Below are 19411 nucleotides of genomic sequence, written 5' to 3'. Positions count from 1 at the left end.
GCGACGTGAAATGAAACTGCAGCAGCTTCGTTACATCTGGGAAGTAGCACGACATGACCTGAATGTTTCTGCCACCGCGCAGAGTTTATACACCTCTCAGCCGGGCATCAGTAAGCAGATTCGCTTGCTTGAAGATGAGTTGGGTGTCGAGGTGTTTGCACGCAGTGGTAAGCATCTGACGCGGGTTACGCCGGCAGGTGAGGCGATTCTGGAGATTGCCGGAGAAGTGCTGCAGAAGTGTGATGCCATTCGTCAGGTCGCCCAGGAGTTCAGCGATGAGCGCAAGGGCAAGCTGGAAGTGGCGACTACACATACCCAGGCCCGCTACGCGCTGCCGCAGACCATTCACGACTTCATCAAGGATTATCCGGATGTGTCCCTGCACATCCATCAGGGCACGCCCATGCAGATCTCCGAGATGGCGGCAGACGGTACGGTTGATTTTGCCATTGCCACCGAAGCGATGTCGCATTTCAGTGATCTCATCATGATGCCCTGCTATCGCTGGAACCGTTCAGTGGTTGTGCCCGAAGGGCATCCGCTGACCGAGTTGCCCGAGCTGACACTGGAAGCACTGGCCGAGTGGCCGATCATTACCTATGTGTTTGGCTTTACAGGCCGCTCCAAGCTCGATGAAGCCTTCATTAACAAAGGCCTGGAACCCAAGGTGGTGCTGACTGCAGTCGACTCCGATGTCATCAAGACATACGTTCGCCTGGGGCTGGGTGTCGGCATTATTGCCACCATGGCATTTGAAGACGGACAGGATGATGGTCTGGTCGCACTGGATGCCAGTCATCTGTTTGAACACAGTGTGACGCGTATCGGTTTCCGCAAGGGGACTTTCCTGCGCGGGTACATGTACGACTTCATTCAAACCTTTGCCCCTCATCTGACACCGGATCTGGTTCGTCGTGTTCAATCCTGCAGCAATCGACATGATGTGGACGAACTCTTTGCAGGGCTAGAGCTGCCGGAGCATTGAAAGCCTTGATACGACAAGGTAAATTGTGGCGCACTAATATTTACTTACTGGAGGCGTCCGCGTGGAACTGGCTTGTCTTGACCTGGAAGGTGTTCTAATCCCCGAGATCTGGATTGCATTTGCAGAAGAAACCGGTATCGAGGAGCTTAAAGCCACAACCCGGGATATTCCCGATTACGACGTCCTGATGAAGCAGCGCCTGCGTATTCTGGATGAGCATGGTCTGACCCTGCCGCAGATTCAGGATACCATCAGCCGCCTGGCCCCGCTGGAAGGTGCACGTGACTTCATCGACTGGTTGCGTGAACGCTTCCAGGTAGTGATTCTGTCCGATACCTTCTATGAATTCGCGGCACCCCTGATGAAGCAGCTGGGTTACCCCACACTGCTGTGCCACAAGCTTGAAGTGAACGAAGAAGGTCGTATCACTGACTACACGCTGCGTCAGCGTGACCCCAAGCGTCAGTCAGTACGTGCTTTCCAGTTGCTGAACTACCGTGTGATTGCGGCCGGTGACTCCTACAACGACACCACCATGCTGGCTCAGGCTGAGTCCGGTATTCTGTTCCATGCACCGCAGAACGTAATTGAGGAGTTTCCTCAGTTCCCGGCTGTACAGACATTCAGCGATCTCAAGCAGGCGTTTGTTGATGCAAGCGCCCGTGATCTGAAAATCTAAGTGTACGTGAGGTAGGTATGAAGAGGTTTCTGCGCAAGCCATTAATGTTGGGTGTCTTCCTGCCGGCCGTGGCTTTGACGCTTGGTGCCTTTTCATATCAGCCTCTGCATTCTGATCTTAAGCTGCCTATTCAGGCATTGCCGGACAGCGAGCTGGAAAGCCCGGAATCACTGAGCCGGGTTGATGTTCGTGTGCCGGACTTTACCTACACAATTCAGCGCGGCGATACGCTCAGCACCATTTTCGACATGCTCGATGTGGGGCAGGCAGCCATGTATCAGGTGCTGGAAAGTGATGTATCCATCCTGGCGCTCGATACACTGAAGCCGGGAGACCAATTGAGCTTCTGGCTCTACGAAGGGCAGCTTGATCAGCTGGAGCTGCGTTTCAGTCCTGCGCATCAGGTTGTGTTCTCTCGAGCAGGGGAAGAAACCTTTGAATACAGCGAAGTGCGTGTTGAAGGTGAATGGAAAGAGGAAGTGGTAGCTGGTGATATTAACGGCAGCTTCTATGTGTCCGCCAAGCGCGCCGGACTGACGGCTTCGGAGATCCAGAAGGTTTCAGCACTGCTTCAGGACAAGCTTAACTTTCGACGAGACCTGCGTGCCGGCGACAGTTTCCAGGTTGTGCGTGCCAAGCAGTACATTGAGGGTGAAGCAACGGGTAATACCCGCCTGGAAGGGCTGCGTATCCTGAATCGCTCACGCGAGCTGACGGCATTCAACTTTGAGGGTCAGTATTTTGACCTCAATGGTGACAGCCTGGCCCGTGCGTTCATGCGTTACCCGACCAAAGGTCGATACCGTTTGAGCTCCCGCTTCAATCCCTTCCGCAAACATCCGGTGACAGGCCGTGTGCGTCCGCATAATGGTACCGACTTTGCTACGCCCATAGGCACGCCGATACTGGCGACGGGCGATGGGGTGGTGACGCGCGTTACCAAACATCCCTATGCCGGTTTGTACATTGTGATTGAGCATGGGCAGAAGTATAAAACTCGCTTCCTGCACCTGAGCAAGGCGCTGGTAAGCAAGGGGCAGACCGTGAGTCGTGGCCAAAAGATAGCGCTTTCGGGTAACTCGGGCCGTTCAACCGGCGCGCACCTGCATTACGAGCTGCATATCAATGGTCGTCCGGTGGATGCCATGAAGGCTGCCATACCTGTCGCAGAAGGGGTTAATCAGGCCGACCGTCTGGCGTTTGATTCCCTGCGGGATCGCCTGCTTGCGCAGATGAATAAGCAGGGGCAGGGTTAATTACCCAGCCCGTGGAGCAGGTTATTAACCTTATTGAAGGTTTCCTGATACTCTTCCTCAATTACTGAGTCGGCGACAATTCCACCGCCGGCCCAGCAGTAAATCTCGCCTTCCTGGCACAGCAGCGTACGAATGGTGATGCTTGTATCCATGCGTCCGCAGCAGCTGATATACCCTATAGAGCCGCAGTATACCGAGCGACGCTGAGGTTCCAGCTCGTCAATGATTTCCATGGCACGAATCTTGGGAGCACCGGTGATAGAGCCGCCGGGGAAGGCATCCCTGAGCAGGTTAAGTGCCGTTGTGCCGGGCTTGAGTGTGCCGCAGACACTGCTGACCAAATGGTGCACATTGGGGTAGCTCTCGATGCTGAAAAGCTCTGGAACATCGACACTGCCTGGGGCGCAGTTGCGGCTGATATCGTTGCGCAACAGGTCAACGATCATCAGGTTTTCGGCGCGATCTTTCTCGGCATTGCTCAATTCCTGCGCCAATGCTGCATCTTCCTCAGCGGTTTTGCCACGCGGGCGTGTTCCCTTGATGGGGCGTGTTTCCACTTGCCCATCGCTATCCACAAACAGGAATCTTTCAGGTGACAGGGACAGAATCGCACCTTCGGGTGACTCCATGTAGGCTGCGTGGGGTGTTGTCGCCTGTCTGCGCAAGCGTTTATAGGCGTGCCAGGGGTCGCCCTGGTACTGAGCCTGGAAGCGTTGGGCAAAGTTGATCTGATAGCAATCGCCGGCATGGATATAGTCGTCGATTTTTTCCAGCGCCTGGCGATATTGATCAGCGCTCAGGTTGCTTGCAAAGGGTTGTGTAAGTGCGAATCTGTCCGGGGCGGAGTTGTTGCATGCCGGAGAAACCAGCAGGCTTTTTACCTGGTCAATGACGTCATTAGCCAAGGGGTGCCAGATCAATCGACGACTATTGTCGACATGGTCGATGACAACTGCCCAGAGGTAGCGACCCACCAGAAGCCAGGGGTAATCGATATCTGCCTGTGCGTGCTCGGGAAGCTGCTCGATAGCACGGCCAAGATCGTAGCCGAAAATACCCATCAGTCCCGCATTAAAAGGGCTGTCAGATAGTGGCTCCGGTGTGCCCAGTTCATCAAGCAATTGTTGCAGGCAGGCGAAGGGAGGCTGACTTGGGTCCAGTTGCAACGGCTGACCGTTGCTGTCGCGGCAGCTCAAGCCGGCAGCAGACATGGAAACGACGCGGTCGGGGCCTGCGGCGATGATGTCATAGCGTCCGGTGATGGCCTCTGGCTGACTGCTGTCCAATAAGACGGGGTGGCCCAGAGGACGAACGCGCTCCAATACCTCGTGTGCATTCAGCCGATTATCCAGTGCCTGTTGCTGTATCACCCGTCACGCCTCTTCAAAATGCGCATTTTACCCTGTACATACCGGGAATCGCGACCCTCTAACCCGTTATAATTAATGGGGTAACCCTTTTTGAGGATCATTATGAAACACCCTTGTCAGATTTCAGAGCATCGACTGGCGCTGCCGGACCAGTCTCTGTGCTATCGCCTGTACCGTAATCCGGACGTCGCTCCCGGTCGGCGCTTACTGCTTGTGCACGGCGCCGGTGTCGCCGGTGCTGATACCTGGCATCTGCTCACGGCATACCTGGCGCATTGGCACGAAATTCTGGTGCCGGACCTGCGTGGTGCCGGTGATAGCCACTTTCCTGACCGGAAAGAGTATGCCTTCAAGGTAGAGGAGCTGGTCAGTGACATGGCGTCGTTGCTGGATCACCTGGCCTGGTGGCAGTTCGATCTGGCCGGTTATTCCCTGGGCGGGCTCGTCAGCATGCTATTGAAGCAGCGCTATCCTGATCGGGTCGGCAAGCAGTTTCTGCTGGAGTCCGCGGTGCTCGACCGACCCGACTGGACGACCACCGTGCAACTGCGTCAGCGTTATTCGGAAGCAGCCGTGCACCTGCGCGATACGGATCATGAGCGGGGCATTGTCCAGTTTCTGGATACCATTTCCCCGAATCGACGCGTATCACCTCAGGTACAGGCGGTTGCCGTAAAACGATTGGGACGCAGGCCCGAAGGCTTTGCCTTTGCGCTGGATGCCGTTACCGATGCAATCAACCGAATCGATCGCGAGCAGCTGGTGGCTGCGCAGGGAGATGTCAGCAGTTTTATCGGCGGACAAAGTGTCGATTTAATGCATCAGTACCATCTTGGGCTGGCTGAGCGGCTCCCGAACTGGCACTACTTTATGGTCTCGGGTACTGATCATTCCTTGCCATTTCAGAAGCCCAGGCAGATCGCGCGCAGCATGAACGAAGAGCTGCAGCGGTACCTTGAACAACACTGAGGGAATCCCCCTAGACTTTTGTCGGATGTCGACAATTTTTCCATTCAGCCATGTTGACGCTCAAGTTTAGCAGCGGTATCGTTGCTTCATTGAACATTGTCGACAATCTTGGTGAGGATCGAACAGGACGTGAAAGAGCAGACAGGGCAGCGCAAAGTAGTGCCGCTTGAACCCGAAACTCGAACCCTTGCAGACCGTGTATGTCAGCAGATCGTGACCGCCATCGTAAAGGGTGAAATCCCGCCGGGTCACAAGATCAGCGAGCCTGAACTGGCACGCACCTATGGCATCAGTCGTGGCCCCTTGCGTGAGGCCATTCGCCGCCTTGAGGGCTGGCGCCTGGTAGAGCGCAAGGCGCATGTGGGAGCACGAGTCGTTCAACTGTCCGCCCATGAGTTGATTGAGATCTACCGCGTCCGTGAAGCCCTGGAAGGCATGGCTTGCCGACAGGCTGCTCAGAACATGACGGATGAAGAGATCGAAAGCCTCAAGCGCCTGTTGGATGAGCATGAAGCATCTGTAGAACAGCGTGAGGGCCGCTCCTACTTCCAGAAAGAGGGCGACCTGGATTTTCACTACCGCATTGTTCAGGGCAGCAAAAACTCCAAATTGCTGGAGCTGCTGGGCGACGATCTTTACCACCTGGTACGCATGTACCGCTATCAATTCAGTGTTTCCAGCTCCCGCCCCAAGCGGGCACTCAAGGAACACCGACAAATCATCGATGCGATCGAGGCGCGCGATGAGGAGTTGGCCGAAATGCTGATGCGCCGACATATCAGTGCGGCACGTCGCAATATAGAAGCCAAGCTGGATACCGATAACAAACCGGAAGGGGATAAACATGGCTGAAAAACTGACTGCAGGCGGACGTTTCCGCAAAGCACTGGCTGACAGCAATCCACTGCAGATCGTAGGTACGGTCAATGCCTACAACGCAATGATGGCAACCCGTGTTGGCCACAAGGCGATTTACCTGTCAGGCGGTGGCGTTGCCAATGCATCTTACGGTCTGCCGGATCTGGGCATGACCTCCATGAATGACGTGGTCGAAGATGTACGCCGTATCACCAGCGCTGTTGATACCCCGCTGATGGTTGATATCGATACCGGTTGGGGTGGTGCTTTTAACATTGCCCGCACCATCAAGGAAATGGAAAAGGGCGGTGCAGCTGCCGTTCATATTGAAGACCAGGTTGCCCAGAAGCGTTGTGGTCACCGCCCGAATAAGGAAATCGTCTCTCTGGAAGAGATGGTTGACCGTGTAAAGGCTGCCGTTGATGCCAAAACCGATGGTGACTTCTTCGTCATGGCGCGTACCGATGCCTTCCAGATGGAAGGTCTGAACGCAGCCGTCGAGCGCGCCCAGGCATGTCTGGAAGCTGGCGCTGACGGTATCTTCGCCGAAGCCGTGCACACTCTGGACGATTACCGTGCTTTCTCTAACGGCATCAACGGTGCTCACCTGCTGGCCAATATCACCGAGTTTGGTGCCACGCCGCTGTTCAACACCTCTGAGCTGTCCGAGGCCGGTGCAACCATGGTGCTGTACCCGCTGTCCGCCTTCCGTGCGGCCAACAAGGCAGCCTTGAATGTATATGAGCATCTGCTCAATGACGGCGACCAGAAGGCCGTTGTCGACAGCATGCAGACACGCATGGAACTCTACGATTTCCTTAACTACCACGACTTCGAGCAGAAGCTGGACGCCCTCTTTCAGGAAGGCAAAAACAAATAAATATAAGTCATCATCCGCATAGCGGATCGAGAAAACTGGTACAGGGAGGCCTGGCCTCCCGGCAACAGATTAAGGAGTGACAGATGGCAGAAGCAAAGAAACTCGGTGGCGCAGGTCTGCGAGGACAGTCAGCAGGCGAAACCGCACTTTGTACTGTAGGTAAAACAGGTGCCGGTCTGACCTACCGTGGTTACGACATCAAGGAACTGGCTGACAAGGCGCAGTTTGAAGAAGTTGCTTACCTGCTGCTGTACGGCAAGCTGCCGAACCAGGCAGAACTGGATGCGTACAAAGCCAAGCTCAAAGGGATGCGTGGTCTGCCTGAAGCCCTGAAAGTGGTGCTGGAACAGATCCCGAAAGATGCGCATCCGATGGACGTTATGCGTACCGGTTGCTCCATGCTGGGTAACCTGGAAACAGAACAGGATTTCTCCGAGCAGCACGATCATATCGACCGTATGCTGGCCGTGTTCCCGTCGATCATCAACTACTGGTACAACTTTGCCCATAACGGCAAACGTATCAACACCGAGACCGACGCTGACTCTATCGGTGAGCACTTCCTGTGGACTCTGCATGACAAGAAGCCGGATCCGCTGCACGTTAAAGTAATGCATGCGTCGCTGATTCTGTACGCCGAGCATGAATTTAACGCCTCAACCTTCACTGCACGTGTCTGTGCTTCCACTCTGTCTGATATTCACAGCTGTGTGACCGGTGCAATCGGTTCCCTGCGTGGCCCGCTGCACGGTGGTGCCAACGAAGCTGCCATGGCCATGATTGAACAGTGGAAATCGGCTGATGAAGCTGAAGAAGCGATCATGGGCATGCTGGCGCGCAAAGACAAGATCATGGGCTTCGGCCACGCGATCTACCGTGACTCCGATCCGCGTAACGCGATCATCAAGGAGTGGTCGGAGAAACTGGCAGAGCAGGTGGGTGACACCGTTCTGTATCCGGTTTCCGAGCGTGTTGAAGCGGTGATGTGGCGCGAGAAGAAACTGTTCTGTAACGCTGACTTCTTCCATGCCTCTGCTTACCACTTCATGGGTATTCCGACCGAGTTGTTCACGCCGATCTTCGTATGTTCGCGCGTAGCCGGCTGGACTGCTCACGTGATGGAGCAGCGTGCCAACAACCGTATTATCCGTCCGTCCGCTGACTACTCTGGTCCGGAATCGGCCGAATGGGTTGCGATCGAAGATCGCGCCTGATCGCTGCGGGGTGCGGTCGAAGAGGCCGCACCCATCGCTCCTCGGGATAAAGGCTAAGCGCACTGCGCTCCCAGGCCCGCGTCAATGAACACCTACTCGATGGACTCCCGACGCCATGAATACTGAATTTCGTAAATCTTTGAACGGTACCGACCTGGATTACTTCGACACCCGCGCGGCAGTTGAAGCAATCGAGCCCGGTGCCTACGCCAAACTGCCGTACACTTCACGTGTACTGGCTGAGCAGCTGGTACGCCGCTGTGCCCCGGAAGCCCTGACCGATTCGCTGAAGCAGCTGATCGAGCGCAAGCGCGACCTGGATTTCCCCTGGTATCCGGCACGTGTAGTTTGCCATGACATCCTGGGTCAGACGGCTCTGGTGGACCTGGCGGGTCTGCGTGATGCGATTGCTGAAAAGGGCGGTGACCCGGCAAAAGTAAACCCGGTCGTACCGACTCAGCTGATTGTTGACCACTCTCTGGCCGTTGAAGCGCCGGGCTTTGACCCGGATGCGTTCGATAAAAACCGTGCCATTGAAGACCGTCGTAACGAAGACCGTTTCCACTTCATCGACTGGACCAAGACTGCGTTCAAAAATGTCGATGTAATCCCGGCGGGTAACGGCATCATGCACCAGATCAACCTGGAGAAAATGTCTCCGGTGATCCAGGCGCGTGATGGTGTAGCTTTCCCGGATACCTGTGTCGGTACCGATTCCCATACACCGCACGTAGATGCGCTGGGTGTTATCGCTATCGGTGTAGGTGGCCTGGAAGCGGAAACCGTTATGCTGGGCCATCCTTCCATGATGCGTCTGCCGGATATCGTGGGTGTTGAGCTGACTGGTGAGCGCAAACCGGGCATCACTGCAACCGACATTGTACTGGCGATCACCGAGTTCCTGCGTAAGGAGCGTGTGGTCGGTGCTTATCTGGAATTCTTCGGCGAAGGTGCCGACAGCCTGACCATTGGTGACCGTGCCACTATCTCCAACATGACACCGGAATACGGTGCCACTGCGGCGATGTTCTACATCGATGGCCAGACCATCGACTACCTGAAGCTGACTGGCCGTGAACCTGAGCAGGTTGCTCTGGTTGAACAGTACGCCAAGGAAACCGGCCTTTGGGCTGATGACCTGAAAACGGCAGAATACGAACGTGTACTGACTTTCGATCTGTCCTCTGTTGAGCGTAACCTGGCAGGTCCGTCCAACCCGCACCGTCGTCTGCCGACGTCTGCACTGCATGATCGCGGTATTGCCGATGAAGACATGCTGGCTGCCGCGCGCAAGGAAGAGGAAGAAGGCCTGCTGCCTGATGGCGCCGTCATCATCGCCGCGATTACGTCTTGTACCAATACGTCCAACCCGCGCAACGTGGTCGCAGCCGGCCTGGTAGCCAAGAAGGCTAACGAGCTGGGTCTGATCCGTAAGCCCTGGGTGAAATCATCATTTGCACCGGGCTCCAAGGTTGCGCGTCTGTATCTGGAAGAAGCGGGCCTGTTGCCGGAGCTTGAAAAGCTGGGCTTCGGTATCGTCGCTTATGCCTGCACCACCTGTAACGGCATGTCTGGCGCTCTGGATCCGAAGATCCAGCAGGAAATCATCGATCGCGACCTGTACGCAACTGCCGTACTGTCCGGTAACCGTAACTTCGATGGCCGTATCCACCCGTACGCCAAACAGGCGTTCCTGGCGTCTCCGCCGCTGGTTGTCGCTTACGCCATCGCTGGTACCGTGCGTTTCGACATCGAGAAGGATGTGCTGGGCACCGATCAGAACGGTAACCCCGTTACCCTGAAGGATCTGTGGCCGTCGGACGAAGAGATCGATGCGATCGTCAAGGAAAGCGTTAAGCCGGAACAGTTCAAGCAGGTCTACATCCCGATGTTCGACCTGGGTCAGGTTGAAGAAGCGGAAAGCCCGCTGTACGACTGGCGTGAAATGTCCACTTACATCCGTCGTCCGCCGTACTGGGAAGGTGCGCTGGCCGGTGAACGTACCCTGACGGGCATGCGTCCGCTGGCGGTACTGGGTGACAACATCACGACCGACCACCTGTCACCGTCCAACGCTATTCTGGCCAGCTCTGCAGCCGGTGAATACCTGGCCAAGATGGGCCTGCCGGAGGAGGACTTCAACTCCTACGCGACTCACCGTGGTGACCACCTGACAGCTCAGCGTGCAACCTTCGCCAACCCGAAACTGTTGAACGAAATGTGTCGTGATGACAACGGTGAGGTGATTCAGGGCTCCCTGGCGCGCCTGGAGCCGGAAGGTCAGCAGATGCGCATGTGGGAAGTGATCGAAGCCTACATGAATCGTAAGCAGAACCTGATCATTGTTGCCGGTGCTGACTACGGTCAGGGCTCGTCACGTGACTGGGCCGCCAAGGGTGTTCGTCTTGCCGGTGTGGAAGCGATTGTGGCTGAAGGCTTCGAGCGTATCCACCGCACCAACCTGGTCGGCATGGGCGTACTGCCGATGCAGTTCAAGGAAGGCGAGACTCGCCACACTTATAACATCGACGGTACCGAGACCTACGATGTGAAAGGTGAGATCGCACCAGGTGCTGAGCTGACGCTGGTAGTGAACCGTGCCAACGGTGAATCCGTTGAAGTGCCGGTAATCTGCCGTCTGGATACTGCTGCGGAGGTGGAAACCTACAAGTACGGTGGTGTTCTGCAGCGTTTCGCCAAGGAGTTCCTGCAGGCTGAAGGCGCTGCCTGATTCCGCAATTCCACTGATATACCCCGGGCCGGCACTGCTGGCTCGGGTATTTCCCGGAGCAGGTGCAGCTACCGTGCCGGGATGTAACTGCATCGGACACGCCGTAAACCCGTCCATGGGGCTCGTTGTTGCCGTCCATGGCAACAGACGGTCCGCTGCAGCCACACCCCGTCCCGTCTTTAAGTTCCTTTTGGCTCTTCTGTATCCGGTAACCGACTTATTTTTGGAGCATTTACATGTCCAGTGTTCCCCAGATCAAAGTACCGGCCACCTATATCCGTGGCGGTACCAGTAAAGGCGTTTTCTTCCGTCGTGAGGACCTGCCGGAAGCCTGTCAGGAGCCCGGTGAAGCCCGTGACAAACTGCTGATGCGTGTGATCGGCAGCCCCGATCCCTATGGTCAGCAGATCGACGGTATGGGCGGTGCTACATCGTCTACCTCCAAGACCGTCATTCTCGATAAAAGTACTCAGCCCGATCACGATGTTGACTACCTGTTTGGTCAGGTAGCGATCAACAAGGCGTTCGTGGACTGGTCAGGCAACTGTGGCAACCTGACTGCCGCTGTGGGAGCGTTCGCCATCAGTGGTGGCCTGGTTGATGCGGATCGTATCCCTGAGAACGGTATCTGCACCGTTCGCATCTGGCAGAAGAATATCCAGAAAACGATTATCGCTCATGTGCCGATCACCAATGGTGAGGTGCAGGAAACCGGTGATTTCGAACTGGATGGTGTTACTTTCCCGGCCGCCGAAGTGGTGATCGAGTTCATGGACCCGGCCGATGGTGAGGGCTCCATGTTCCCTACCGGTAATCTGGTCGATGATCTGGAAGTACCAGGAGTAGGTACTTTCAAGGCGACCATGATCAACGCCGGTATCCCGACTATTTTCGTTAATGCGGCCGATATCGGTTATACCGGGACCGAACTGCAGAAAGACATCAACGGCAACGCAGAAGCTCTGGCACGTTTCGAAACCATGCGTGCCTACGGTGCCGTCAAGATGGGCCTGATCAAGGACATTGAAGAGGCTGTTGCGCGTCAGCACACGCCTAAAATTGCCTTTGTAGCGCCGGCGACTGACTATGAAGCCTCCAGCGGCAAGCAGATCAGTGTAAATGACATCGATGTCTGTGTACGTGCCTTGTCCATGGGTAAGCTGCACCATGCCATGATGGGAACAGCCTCGGTTGCGATTGCGACGGCGGCGGCTGTGCCGGGGACTCTGGTTAATTTGGCGGCGGGGGGCGGCCCGCGTGATGCGGTGACCTTTGGCCATCCTTCTGGCACCTTGAAAGTCGGTGCAGCTGCCGAAGAACTTCAGGGTGAATGGACGGCTAAAAAAGCCGTTATGAGTCGCAGTGCTCGTGTCCTGATGGAAGGTACCGTGCGAGTACCGGGTGATACCTTCTAATCAGACCGCTTTGTAGCGTGACTGGAGCAGGCCCGGCACATGCCGGGCCTGCTACTTTATGTCATAAGTGTTTATTTTTACGGACAGCAAAGGACCTGATAGCGTAAACTGATACAGGAATTGTACCGATTGAGTGATTATACCCAATGGTCCGTAAGCTAATCCGCACTGGCCCGTCCCCGGCTATCGCTTACTCGCTGATCGCAGCACTCACACTTTGCCTGTTGTTACTCGGCGGCTATGTTGTCCGACAAGCAGAGCAGCGTGTCACACAGATACAGCAGGTTGAAGCCGTAGGTATGCTGTCGCAGAAACGGGCCGAGCTGGAAAGCCGTATCAATTCAGTCCTGTATCTATCATCCACGCTCAGTACTTATATCGCGGTCAATCCTCAAGAGGATATGCAGCGCTGGTATGACATCTCCAAAGAGATCGTCAAGGAAGCTCCCCTGGTTCGCAACATAGGCCTGGCGCCTGATAACGTGATTCGGTTCGTTTTCCCGTTGTCCGGTAACGAAAAAGCGTTGGGTCTGGATTATCGCAAGGTTTCTTCTCAATGGCCTGCTGTTGAAAGAGCGATGAAAACCGGGGAGATGACGTTGGCCGGGCCTGTCAATCTGGTGCAGGGTGGACGTGGTCTTATCGGACGCACACCCATCTTCACTCTTGATGGCGCAGACTCTCGATATTGGGGGTTGTCTTCGGTTGTTATTGATTACGACGGTTTGCTGGAAAGTGTTGGGCTTTCCGAGCAGATCGGTGAGTTTGCCATTGCCATTCGTGGCAAGGATGGAGCAGGGGGGCAGGGCGAGCTCTTCTTTGGTCGTGAAGATACTTTTTCTGACGCACTTGCCAAGCTTGAGATCTATTTCCCCGATGGGTCCTGGGTGATAGCGGCATCGCAGGCAACCGATACCCGTATATCACTGGTTTGGCTCAGAGTCCTGTCCTGGGCGTTGCCTTTGTTTCTGTGCCTTGCCTTGATCATCATGTATCAGCTTTATCGCTTTGCGCTGACACAGTCGCTCACTGACTCGCTGACGGGCTGTGATAATCGCCGCTCTCTGATGCATAAAATGGAGCAGCTGGCTGCCCTGCATCCCCGCACCGGTCAGGGCTTTGCATTACTGTTCATCGACTTGAACCACTTCAAGGAAGTGAACGATACGCACGGTCACCATGTGGGTGATGAGCTGCTGAGGCAAGCAGCTAAAAGGCTACGGATGCAGGTGCGTCAGTCAGACTCGTTGGCGCGCAACGGGGGAGATGAATTTATTCTTCTGTTGCCTTCTATGGGTGGAGAGGGTGCAGGCAAGCTGGCTGGCAAGTTCGAGGCTTTGATGGCGGAGCCATTCAAGATTGATGATATCGAAATCACTATTTCTGCCAGTGTGGGCTATGCCATTTTCCCGACTGAAGTGCAGACCGCTGATGAATTGATGAATCTTGCAGACGCCCGCATGTATGAGCGAAAACGAGAGAAAAAGGCGCTGGAAGCTGCAGGTGAAAAAGAAGAGGTGATTGCGGAGTCCTGAAGCTCAGGACTCCGCAGCCGGTTTTAGCGGCTGGCCAGCGGTGATTTCAGGCGGTCAGCCATATCACGCAGGCAGGTTTCGGTTGCATCCCAATCGATGCAGGCATCGGTAACCGATACACCGTATTTCAGCTGTGACAGATCATCAGGAATGGATTGATTGCCCCATTCCAGGTTGCTTTCGATCATCAGGCCGACAATGGATTTGTTGCCTTCCAGAATCTGGTTGGAAACGTTCTCTGCAACCAGCGGCTGCAGGGCAGGGTCCTTGTTGGAGTTGGCGTGGCTGCAGTCAACCATGATGTTGCTCTGCTGTCCGGCTTTTTCCAGTGCCTGTTCGCACAGTTTAACGCTGACAGAATCATAGTTGGGCTTGCCGTTACCGCCACGAAGTACAACATGGCCGTAAGCGTTACCACGGGTGCGGACCATGGAAACTTCGCCATTACCGTTGATACCCAGGAAGTTGTGCGGGTGGCTAACGGACTTCATCGCATTCACAGCAACGTCCAGACCGCCATCGGTACCGTTCTTGAAGCCGACCGCACAAGACAGGCCGGAGGACATTTCACGGTGCGTCTGGGATTCAGTGGTACGTGCGCCGATAGCAGACCAGCTGATCAGATCCTGCATGTACTGGGGAGAAATCGGGTCCAGTGCCTCAGTGGCCAGCGGCAGACCCATCTCTGACAGGTCAATCAGCAGCTTACGGGAAATATGCAGGCCTTCTTCGATGTCGAAGGAGTCGTTCAGATGCGGATCATTAATCAGGCCTTTCCAGCCCACGGTTGTACGGGGCTTTTCAAAATAGACACGCATAACCAGATACAGACTGTCCTTAACCTCGTCCGCCAGGGCCTTGAGCTTGCGGCCATATGCCAGAGCGGCTTCCGGGTCATGGATGGAGCAGGGGCCGACAACAACAAACAGACGCTTGTCCTTGCGGTCCAGAATGTCCTTGATTACCTGGCGGCCTTCCATAACGGTTGCGGCGGCTGCTTCCGTGATGGGCATTTTGGCCTTGAGTTCTTCCGGGGTAACCAGGCGAACATTGGATTCGATATTAAGATCTTCTACACGTGTATCGGTCATCGTATTGTCCTGACAGCGGCTTGGTAGCTGAGACCGGCTTCTTGTGAGCCGATTAATTCTGTTTTACCACATCAATGCTTTGGTTATAAGTGCCTGTTGGTGTTAGTACCGGGCGGTTTCAGGGCAATGGAGGTGGTAAACTTATTCAAGGCAGGCAGAACGATTTGCCAGCTGTCGGGTCACAGAGTGAGTGTTAGTGTCAGGATAAGGAAAACCAGCTTGTTTATACGCCTGTTTTTAATGCCTCTAATATTGCTAAGCCTGTTTTCAGGGCCTGCTGCGGCAAGCCTGTTTGGCTCGGGTGCGAGCAATGATGGTCCCTTGGACGTTGAAGACGCTTTTCGCCTGCGTGTTGAGGTGCCAGCGGAGGGTATTACCCGCCTGGTATGGGAAGTTCAGCCGGATTATTACCTTTACCGTGAGCGCATAGAGGTGACTCCGCCGGATGGTGTTGAGCTGGTAGAGCGCCGTGATATTTCCGGTGACATGAAGGACGACCCGCTTTTCGGTCGGGTAGAGGTTTACCATAACGAGGCGCAGGTTGATTTGCTGCTCGGGCGTGCAGAGGATGCCAGTGAGCAAGCACAGCTGCAGGTAACCTATCAGGGCTGCTGGGAAGGGGGTGTCTGTTACCCGCCTGTCACCAAAACCGTAGATGTGGATGATCTGCCACTTGCGGCAGGTTTGAGCTGGCCTGAACAGGCTGGAGATACTCAAGCCAATGCTCCGACTGAGGCAAGCAATCCTGTGCTGCCGGCAAGCGAACAGGACCGCTTTGCCAGTCTGCTGGCCAGTGATAGCTGGACACTGATGCTGGGGGCATTCTTCCTGGCGGGTCTGGCTCTGTCGCTAACGCCCTGTGTGCTGCCGATGATTCCTATCCTGTCCAGCCTGATTGCAGGGCAGGGGCATAAAGCCAGTACCCTGCATGGCTTCCTGCTTTCGCTTGTCTATGTGTTGGCAATGGCTCTGACTTACACGGTGGCCGGTGTCTTGGCCGGGCTGTTTGGCGCCAACCTTCAGGCGGCGCTGCAGAACCCCTGGGTTATCGGTACTTTCAGTGGCTTGTTTGTGCTGCTGGCGTTCGCCATGTTCGGATTTTATGACCTGCAACTGCCCAGCGGACTGCAGACTCGTTTGAGCAAGCTGAGTCATAATCAGAAAGGCGGCACCCTGGCCGGTGTTGCCATCATGGGTGTGTTGTCCGCCTTGATTGTCGGGCCGTGTATGGCGGCACCTCTGGCGGGGGCGCTGATCTACATCGGTCAAAGTGGCGATCCGGTGTTGGGCGGGGCTGCGCTGTTTTCCTTGTCCATGGGTATGGGGGTTCCGCTGCTGCTGGTGGGTGCATCGGCAGGCAAGCTACTGCCTCGTGCCGGCGCCTGGATGGAAGGCGTAAAGGCCGGATTTGGCGTAGTACTGTTGCTAATGGCCGTGTGGATGCTCGACCGTATTCTGGCGACCGAAATCACCATGCTCTTGCTGGCGTTGATCCTCATCATCAGTGCGGTATATCTCAAGGCGCTGGATCGCCTGCAGCATGAGACCAGTGGTTGGCACCGTTTCTGGAAAGGTGTTGGTGTCATCATGTTGCTCTATGGAGGCGCATTGCTGGTCGGTGTTCTCTCTGGCGGCAAGAGCCTTCTCTATCCGTTGCAGGGTGTGATGGGTGTACAGGCGCAAAGTGTTGAAAGCCAGAAATTGCCTTTCGAGATGGTCAGCACTCAAGCCGATCTGGACCGCCTGCTGGCACAGGCAAAAGCCAATAATCAGCCGGTCATGCTCGATTTTTATGCCGACTGGTGCATCAGTTGCATTGAATTGGACTATGTTACCTTCAGTGATGCAGGGGTACAGCAGTCGCTTGCACCATTCAAACTGATTAAGCTGGACGTAACGTCCAACGATGCTGAAGCGAAAGCGCTGTACAAACGCTTTTCCATAATTGGACCGCCCGCACTGATTTTTTATGACGCAGATGGTGAAATCAGGCCTGAGTTAACCTTGATCGGGGTGATTGATCCGGACGACTTCATTGCTCAGGTGGGTTACGTTCAACAGTAACGCTCTGGGGCAGGTGTATGAAAATAAGCAGATGGGCCGGTGTGCTGGCGCTGACAGCAACCTCGGCATTGGCCGCAGACCCGGAAATGGGTCAGCAGCTGTATCAGGATGTGGCAATTGAGCGCACGATCAAAGGCCAGCACTATACCGATGCCAACTGTGAAACCTGTCATCAGGCATCCTTTTACCAGCGTAATGACCGTAAGGTCAGCAGTATTGCCGCATTGGAAGCCTACGTGGAAGGCTGTAATACCAACCTTGATGTAGGCTGGTTTCCGGATGAGGTGGCAGATGTTGCTGCCTGGTTAAACCAGGAATACTACCGTTTTGAGTGAACAAGAGCCCCGTTTTGGGGCTCTTGTGTTTCTGCGCTTCAGCTTTGCAGCTCAGGAAGATTTCGGAACAGTTCCAGCGCTTCAGGGTTTGCCAGCGCGTCCTTGTTCTTCACATCTTCACCCAGCACGACCTTACGCACGGCCAGTTCGACGATTTTGCCACTGATGGTGCGGGGAATATCCGTTACCTGAATCACCTTGGCGGGCACGTGCCGTGGTGTGGTGTTGGCTCTGATCGTGCTGCGAATACGATCAATCAGTGCCTCGTCCAGTTCGACCCCCTCGCGCAGGCGGACGAACAGTACAACGCGCACGTCGTTATTCCAGGGCTGCCCGATACAGAGGCTTTCCAGTACTTCTTCAACCTTCTCGACCTGGCGGTATATCTCGGCGGTGCCAATGCGTACACCACCGGGGTTCAGTACGGCATCGGAGCGGCCATGGATAATGAGGCCATCCTGAGCCGTGATTTCGCCATAGTCACCATGGGCCCAGATATTATCGAACTGATCGAAATAGGCATCGTGGTATTTTTGCCCATCCGGGTCATTCCAGAAGCCAATCGGCATGGAGGGGAAGGGGTGGGTGCACACCAGTTCGCCTTTCTCGCCGATAACGGGTTCACCTGCATCGTTGTAAATTTCAACCGCCATACCCAGGCCGCGGCACTGGAGTTCGCCTGCATAGACCGGGCGGATCGGGCAGCCAAGGGCAAAGCAGGAGATGATATCGGTACCGCCGGAGATCGAAGACAGCTGCAGATCCGCCTTGATGTCACGGTAAACATAGTCAAAGCTCTCATGAGCCAGCGGCGAGCCGGTCGACAGCACCGCTTTGAGTGCAGACAGATCATGGCTTTCACGGGGTTTGACACCGGCTTTCTCCAGTGCGGCAATGTATTTGGCACTGGTACCGAAAATGCTGATCTTTTCCTGCTCGGCAATATCCCACAGGTATTCGGGTTCTGGCGCAAAGGGGGAACCGTCAAACAGTACCAGGGTGCAGCCAGTGGCCAGGCCGCTGACCAGCCAGTTCCACATCATCCAGCCGCAGGTGGTGTAGTAGAACAGGCGGTCATCGCGACCCACATCCGTGTGCAGGATATGTTCTTTCAGGTGCTGCAGAAGAGTGCCGCCGGCACTGTGAACGATGCACTTGGGCACGCCGGTAGTGCCGGAGGAATACATGATGTAGAGCGGGTGATCAAACGGCAGCTGTTCGAATTCGATCTCGGTGGCGTCGGTATCGACATAGTCATTCAGCAAGACAGCGCGATCAATTGCGCTGATATCCGGTTGTGCGCTGATGAAGGGTACCACCACGACTTTTTCGATGGAGGGGATCTGCTTAACAATGCCTTCAACACGCTCCAGGCTGTTCAAAGCCTTACCGTTATAGCGGTAACCATCGGTTGTGAGCAGCACTTTAGGTTCAACCTGGCCAAAACGGTCCAGCACACCATTAATGCCGAAGTCGGGTGAGCAGGAACTCCAGACTGCGCCAATTGAAGCGGTGGCAAGCATGCCGATAAGTGTTTCCGCAATATTGGGCATGAAGCCGGAAACACGGTCGCCGGCAACAACGCCCTGGCGGCGCAAGGCGCTGGCGAGCTGGGCAACCCGCTGGTGCAGCTCGGCATGGCTCAGTTCGACGCGGGTATCGTCTTCACCACGAAAGATGACAGCGGGTTTGTCGTCACCGTAGCGCAGCAGGTTTTCAGCAAAGTTCAGGCGAGCTTCAGGGTACCAGCGCGCACCGGGCATGCGATCCGGATGTTCCAGAACGCGGTCGCCTTTGTGGCTGGCGATGACGCCGGCATACTGCCAGAGTGCATCCCAGAACGTCTCATTGCTGCTCAGGCTCCAGTCATACAGGCTTTTGTAATCGTTCAGTTCCAGTCCATGCTGCTGGTTGAGCTGCTGCATGAAATCCATGATTCGGGTTTCATTGCAACGTGCCTGGCTGGGTGTCCAGAGTGGTGCCGTCATCGACCTCTCCTGTCTGTCGTTCTTATTCGTGAGAATAGTGG

15 protein-coding genes are annotated in these 19411 nt (G+C 55.4%); 12 read left to right on the top strand and 3 right to left on the bottom strand.

Features of this window, described 5'->3' with window-relative positions; all coding sequences use genetic code 11:
* Positions 1 to 10: 10 nt before the first annotated feature.
* The 3 genes from cysB to BW956_RS09145 all read left to right on the top strand — a co-directional run bounded on the left by cysB (position 11) and on the right by BW956_RS09145 (position 2920).
* A complete protein-coding gene (gene cysB, locus BW956_RS09155) occupies positions 11 to 985 on the top strand; it encodes an HTH-type transcriptional regulator CysB (RefSeq protein ID WP_010323954.1) in 975 nt (324 codons plus the stop codon).
* Between the two features lie 61 nt (positions 986 to 1046).
* Complete coding sequence (thrH, locus tag BW956_RS09150) at positions 1047 to 1664, top strand: bifunctional phosphoserine phosphatase/homoserine phosphotransferase ThrH (RefSeq protein WP_076462491.1); 618 nt, start codon at positions 1047 to 1049, stop codon at positions 1662 to 1664.
* A gap of 17 nt (positions 1665 to 1681) precedes the next feature.
* A complete protein-coding gene (locus BW956_RS09145) occupies positions 1682 to 2920 on the top strand; it encodes a peptidoglycan DD-metalloendopeptidase family protein (RefSeq protein WP_244894342.1) in 1239 nt (412 codons plus the stop codon).
* Here the strand turns inward: BW956_RS09145 and pabB are convergent.
* Complete coding sequence (gene pabB, locus BW956_RS09140) at positions 2917 to 4290, bottom strand: aminodeoxychorismate synthase component I (protein ID WP_076462489.1); 1374 nt, start codon at positions 4288 to 4290, stop codon at positions 2917 to 2919. The two genes, BW956_RS09145 and pabB, sit on opposite strands and share 4 nt — an antisense overlap.
* A 102-nt stretch (positions 4291 to 4392) precedes the next feature.
* On the opposite strand from pabB, the gene BW956_RS09135 reads away from it, so the two are divergent.
* The 7 genes from BW956_RS09135 (at position 4393) to BW956_RS09105 (ending at position 13892) form a co-directional block, all read left to right on the top strand.
* On the top strand, positions 4393 to 5259 hold the full coding sequence (locus BW956_RS09135) for an alpha/beta fold hydrolase (RefSeq protein ID WP_076462488.1): 867 nt from the start codon (positions 4393 to 4395) through the stop codon (positions 5257 to 5259).
* Between the two features lie 129 nt (positions 5260 to 5388).
* A complete protein-coding gene (locus BW956_RS09130; protein WP_010323959.1) occupies positions 5389 to 6111 on the top strand; it encodes a GntR family transcriptional regulator in 723 nt (240 codons plus the stop codon).
* The gene (gene prpB / locus BW956_RS09125) at positions 6104 to 6997 is read left to right on the top strand and encodes a methylisocitrate lyase (protein ID WP_076462487.1); all 894 of its coding nucleotides are present in this window, start codon (positions 6104 to 6106) and stop codon (positions 6995 to 6997) included. Before BW956_RS09130 ends, prpB begins: the two co-directional genes overlap by 8 nt.
* A gap of 83 nt (positions 6998 to 7080) precedes the next feature.
* Positions 7081 to 8211, top strand: coding sequence for a bifunctional 2-methylcitrate synthase/citrate synthase (gene prpC / locus BW956_RS09120; RefSeq protein WP_076462486.1), 1131 nt, complete (start codon positions 7081 to 7083; stop codon positions 8209 to 8211).
* 115 nt (positions 8212 to 8326) lie between these two features.
* Positions 8327 to 10942 (top strand): Fe/S-dependent 2-methylisocitrate dehydratase AcnD, encoded by a 2616-nt coding sequence (gene acnD / locus BW956_RS09115; RefSeq protein WP_076462485.1) that lies wholly within the window; start codon positions 8327 to 8329, stop codon positions 10940 to 10942.
* A 236-nt stretch (positions 10943 to 11178) separates the two neighbouring features.
* Positions 11179 to 12357 (top strand): 2-methylaconitate cis-trans isomerase PrpF, encoded by a 1179-nt coding sequence (prpF, locus tag BW956_RS09110; protein WP_076462484.1) that lies wholly within the window; start codon positions 11179 to 11181, stop codon positions 12355 to 12357.
* A gap of 146 nt (positions 12358 to 12503) precedes the next feature.
* A complete protein-coding gene (locus tag BW956_RS09105) occupies positions 12504 to 13892 on the top strand; it encodes a diguanylate cyclase domain-containing protein (RefSeq protein ID WP_083703000.1) in 1389 nt (462 codons plus the stop codon).
* Between the two features lie 23 nt (positions 13893 to 13915).
* On the opposite strand, the gene BW956_RS09100 is transcribed toward BW956_RS09105, so the two are convergent.
* Positions 13916 to 14983 carry a 3-deoxy-7-phosphoheptulonate synthase gene (locus tag BW956_RS09100; RefSeq protein WP_010323965.1) on the bottom strand — a complete coding sequence of 356 codons (1068 nt, stop codon included), beginning with the start codon at positions 14981 to 14983 and terminating at the stop codon, positions 13916 to 13918.
* A gap of 240 nt (positions 14984 to 15223) precedes the next feature.
* On the opposite strand from BW956_RS09100, the gene dsbD reads away from it, so the two are divergent.
* Both dsbD and BW956_RS09090 read left to right on the top strand, forming a co-directional pair.
* Positions 15224 to 17047 carry a protein-disulfide reductase DsbD gene (gene dsbD, locus BW956_RS09095; RefSeq protein WP_076462483.1) on the top strand — a complete coding sequence of 608 codons (1824 nt, stop codon included), beginning with the start codon at positions 15224 to 15226 and terminating at the stop codon, positions 17045 to 17047.
* A 17-nt stretch (positions 17048 to 17064) separates the two neighbouring features.
* Entirely contained in the window at positions 17065 to 17382 is a 318-nt protein-coding gene (locus BW956_RS09090; RefSeq protein WP_076462482.1) for a hypothetical protein, read from the top strand.
* A gap of 38 nt (positions 17383 to 17420) precedes the next feature.
* Here BW956_RS09090 and BW956_RS09085 read toward each other — a convergent pair whose 3' ends face one another.
* Positions 17421 to 19370, bottom strand: a complete 1950-nt coding sequence (locus tag BW956_RS09085) for an acetoacetate--CoA ligase (protein ID WP_076462481.1) — start codon at positions 19368 to 19370, stop codon at positions 17421 to 17423.
* Between the last annotated feature and the right edge of the window lie 41 nt (positions 19371 to 19411).

The sequence above is a fragment of the Marinobacterium stanieri genome (assembly GCF_900155945.1).
GTDB lineage: Bacteria > Pseudomonadota > Gammaproteobacteria > Pseudomonadales > Balneatricaceae > Marinobacterium > Marinobacterium stanieri.
This window is presented reverse-complemented; position numbering and strand designations above follow the sequence as displayed.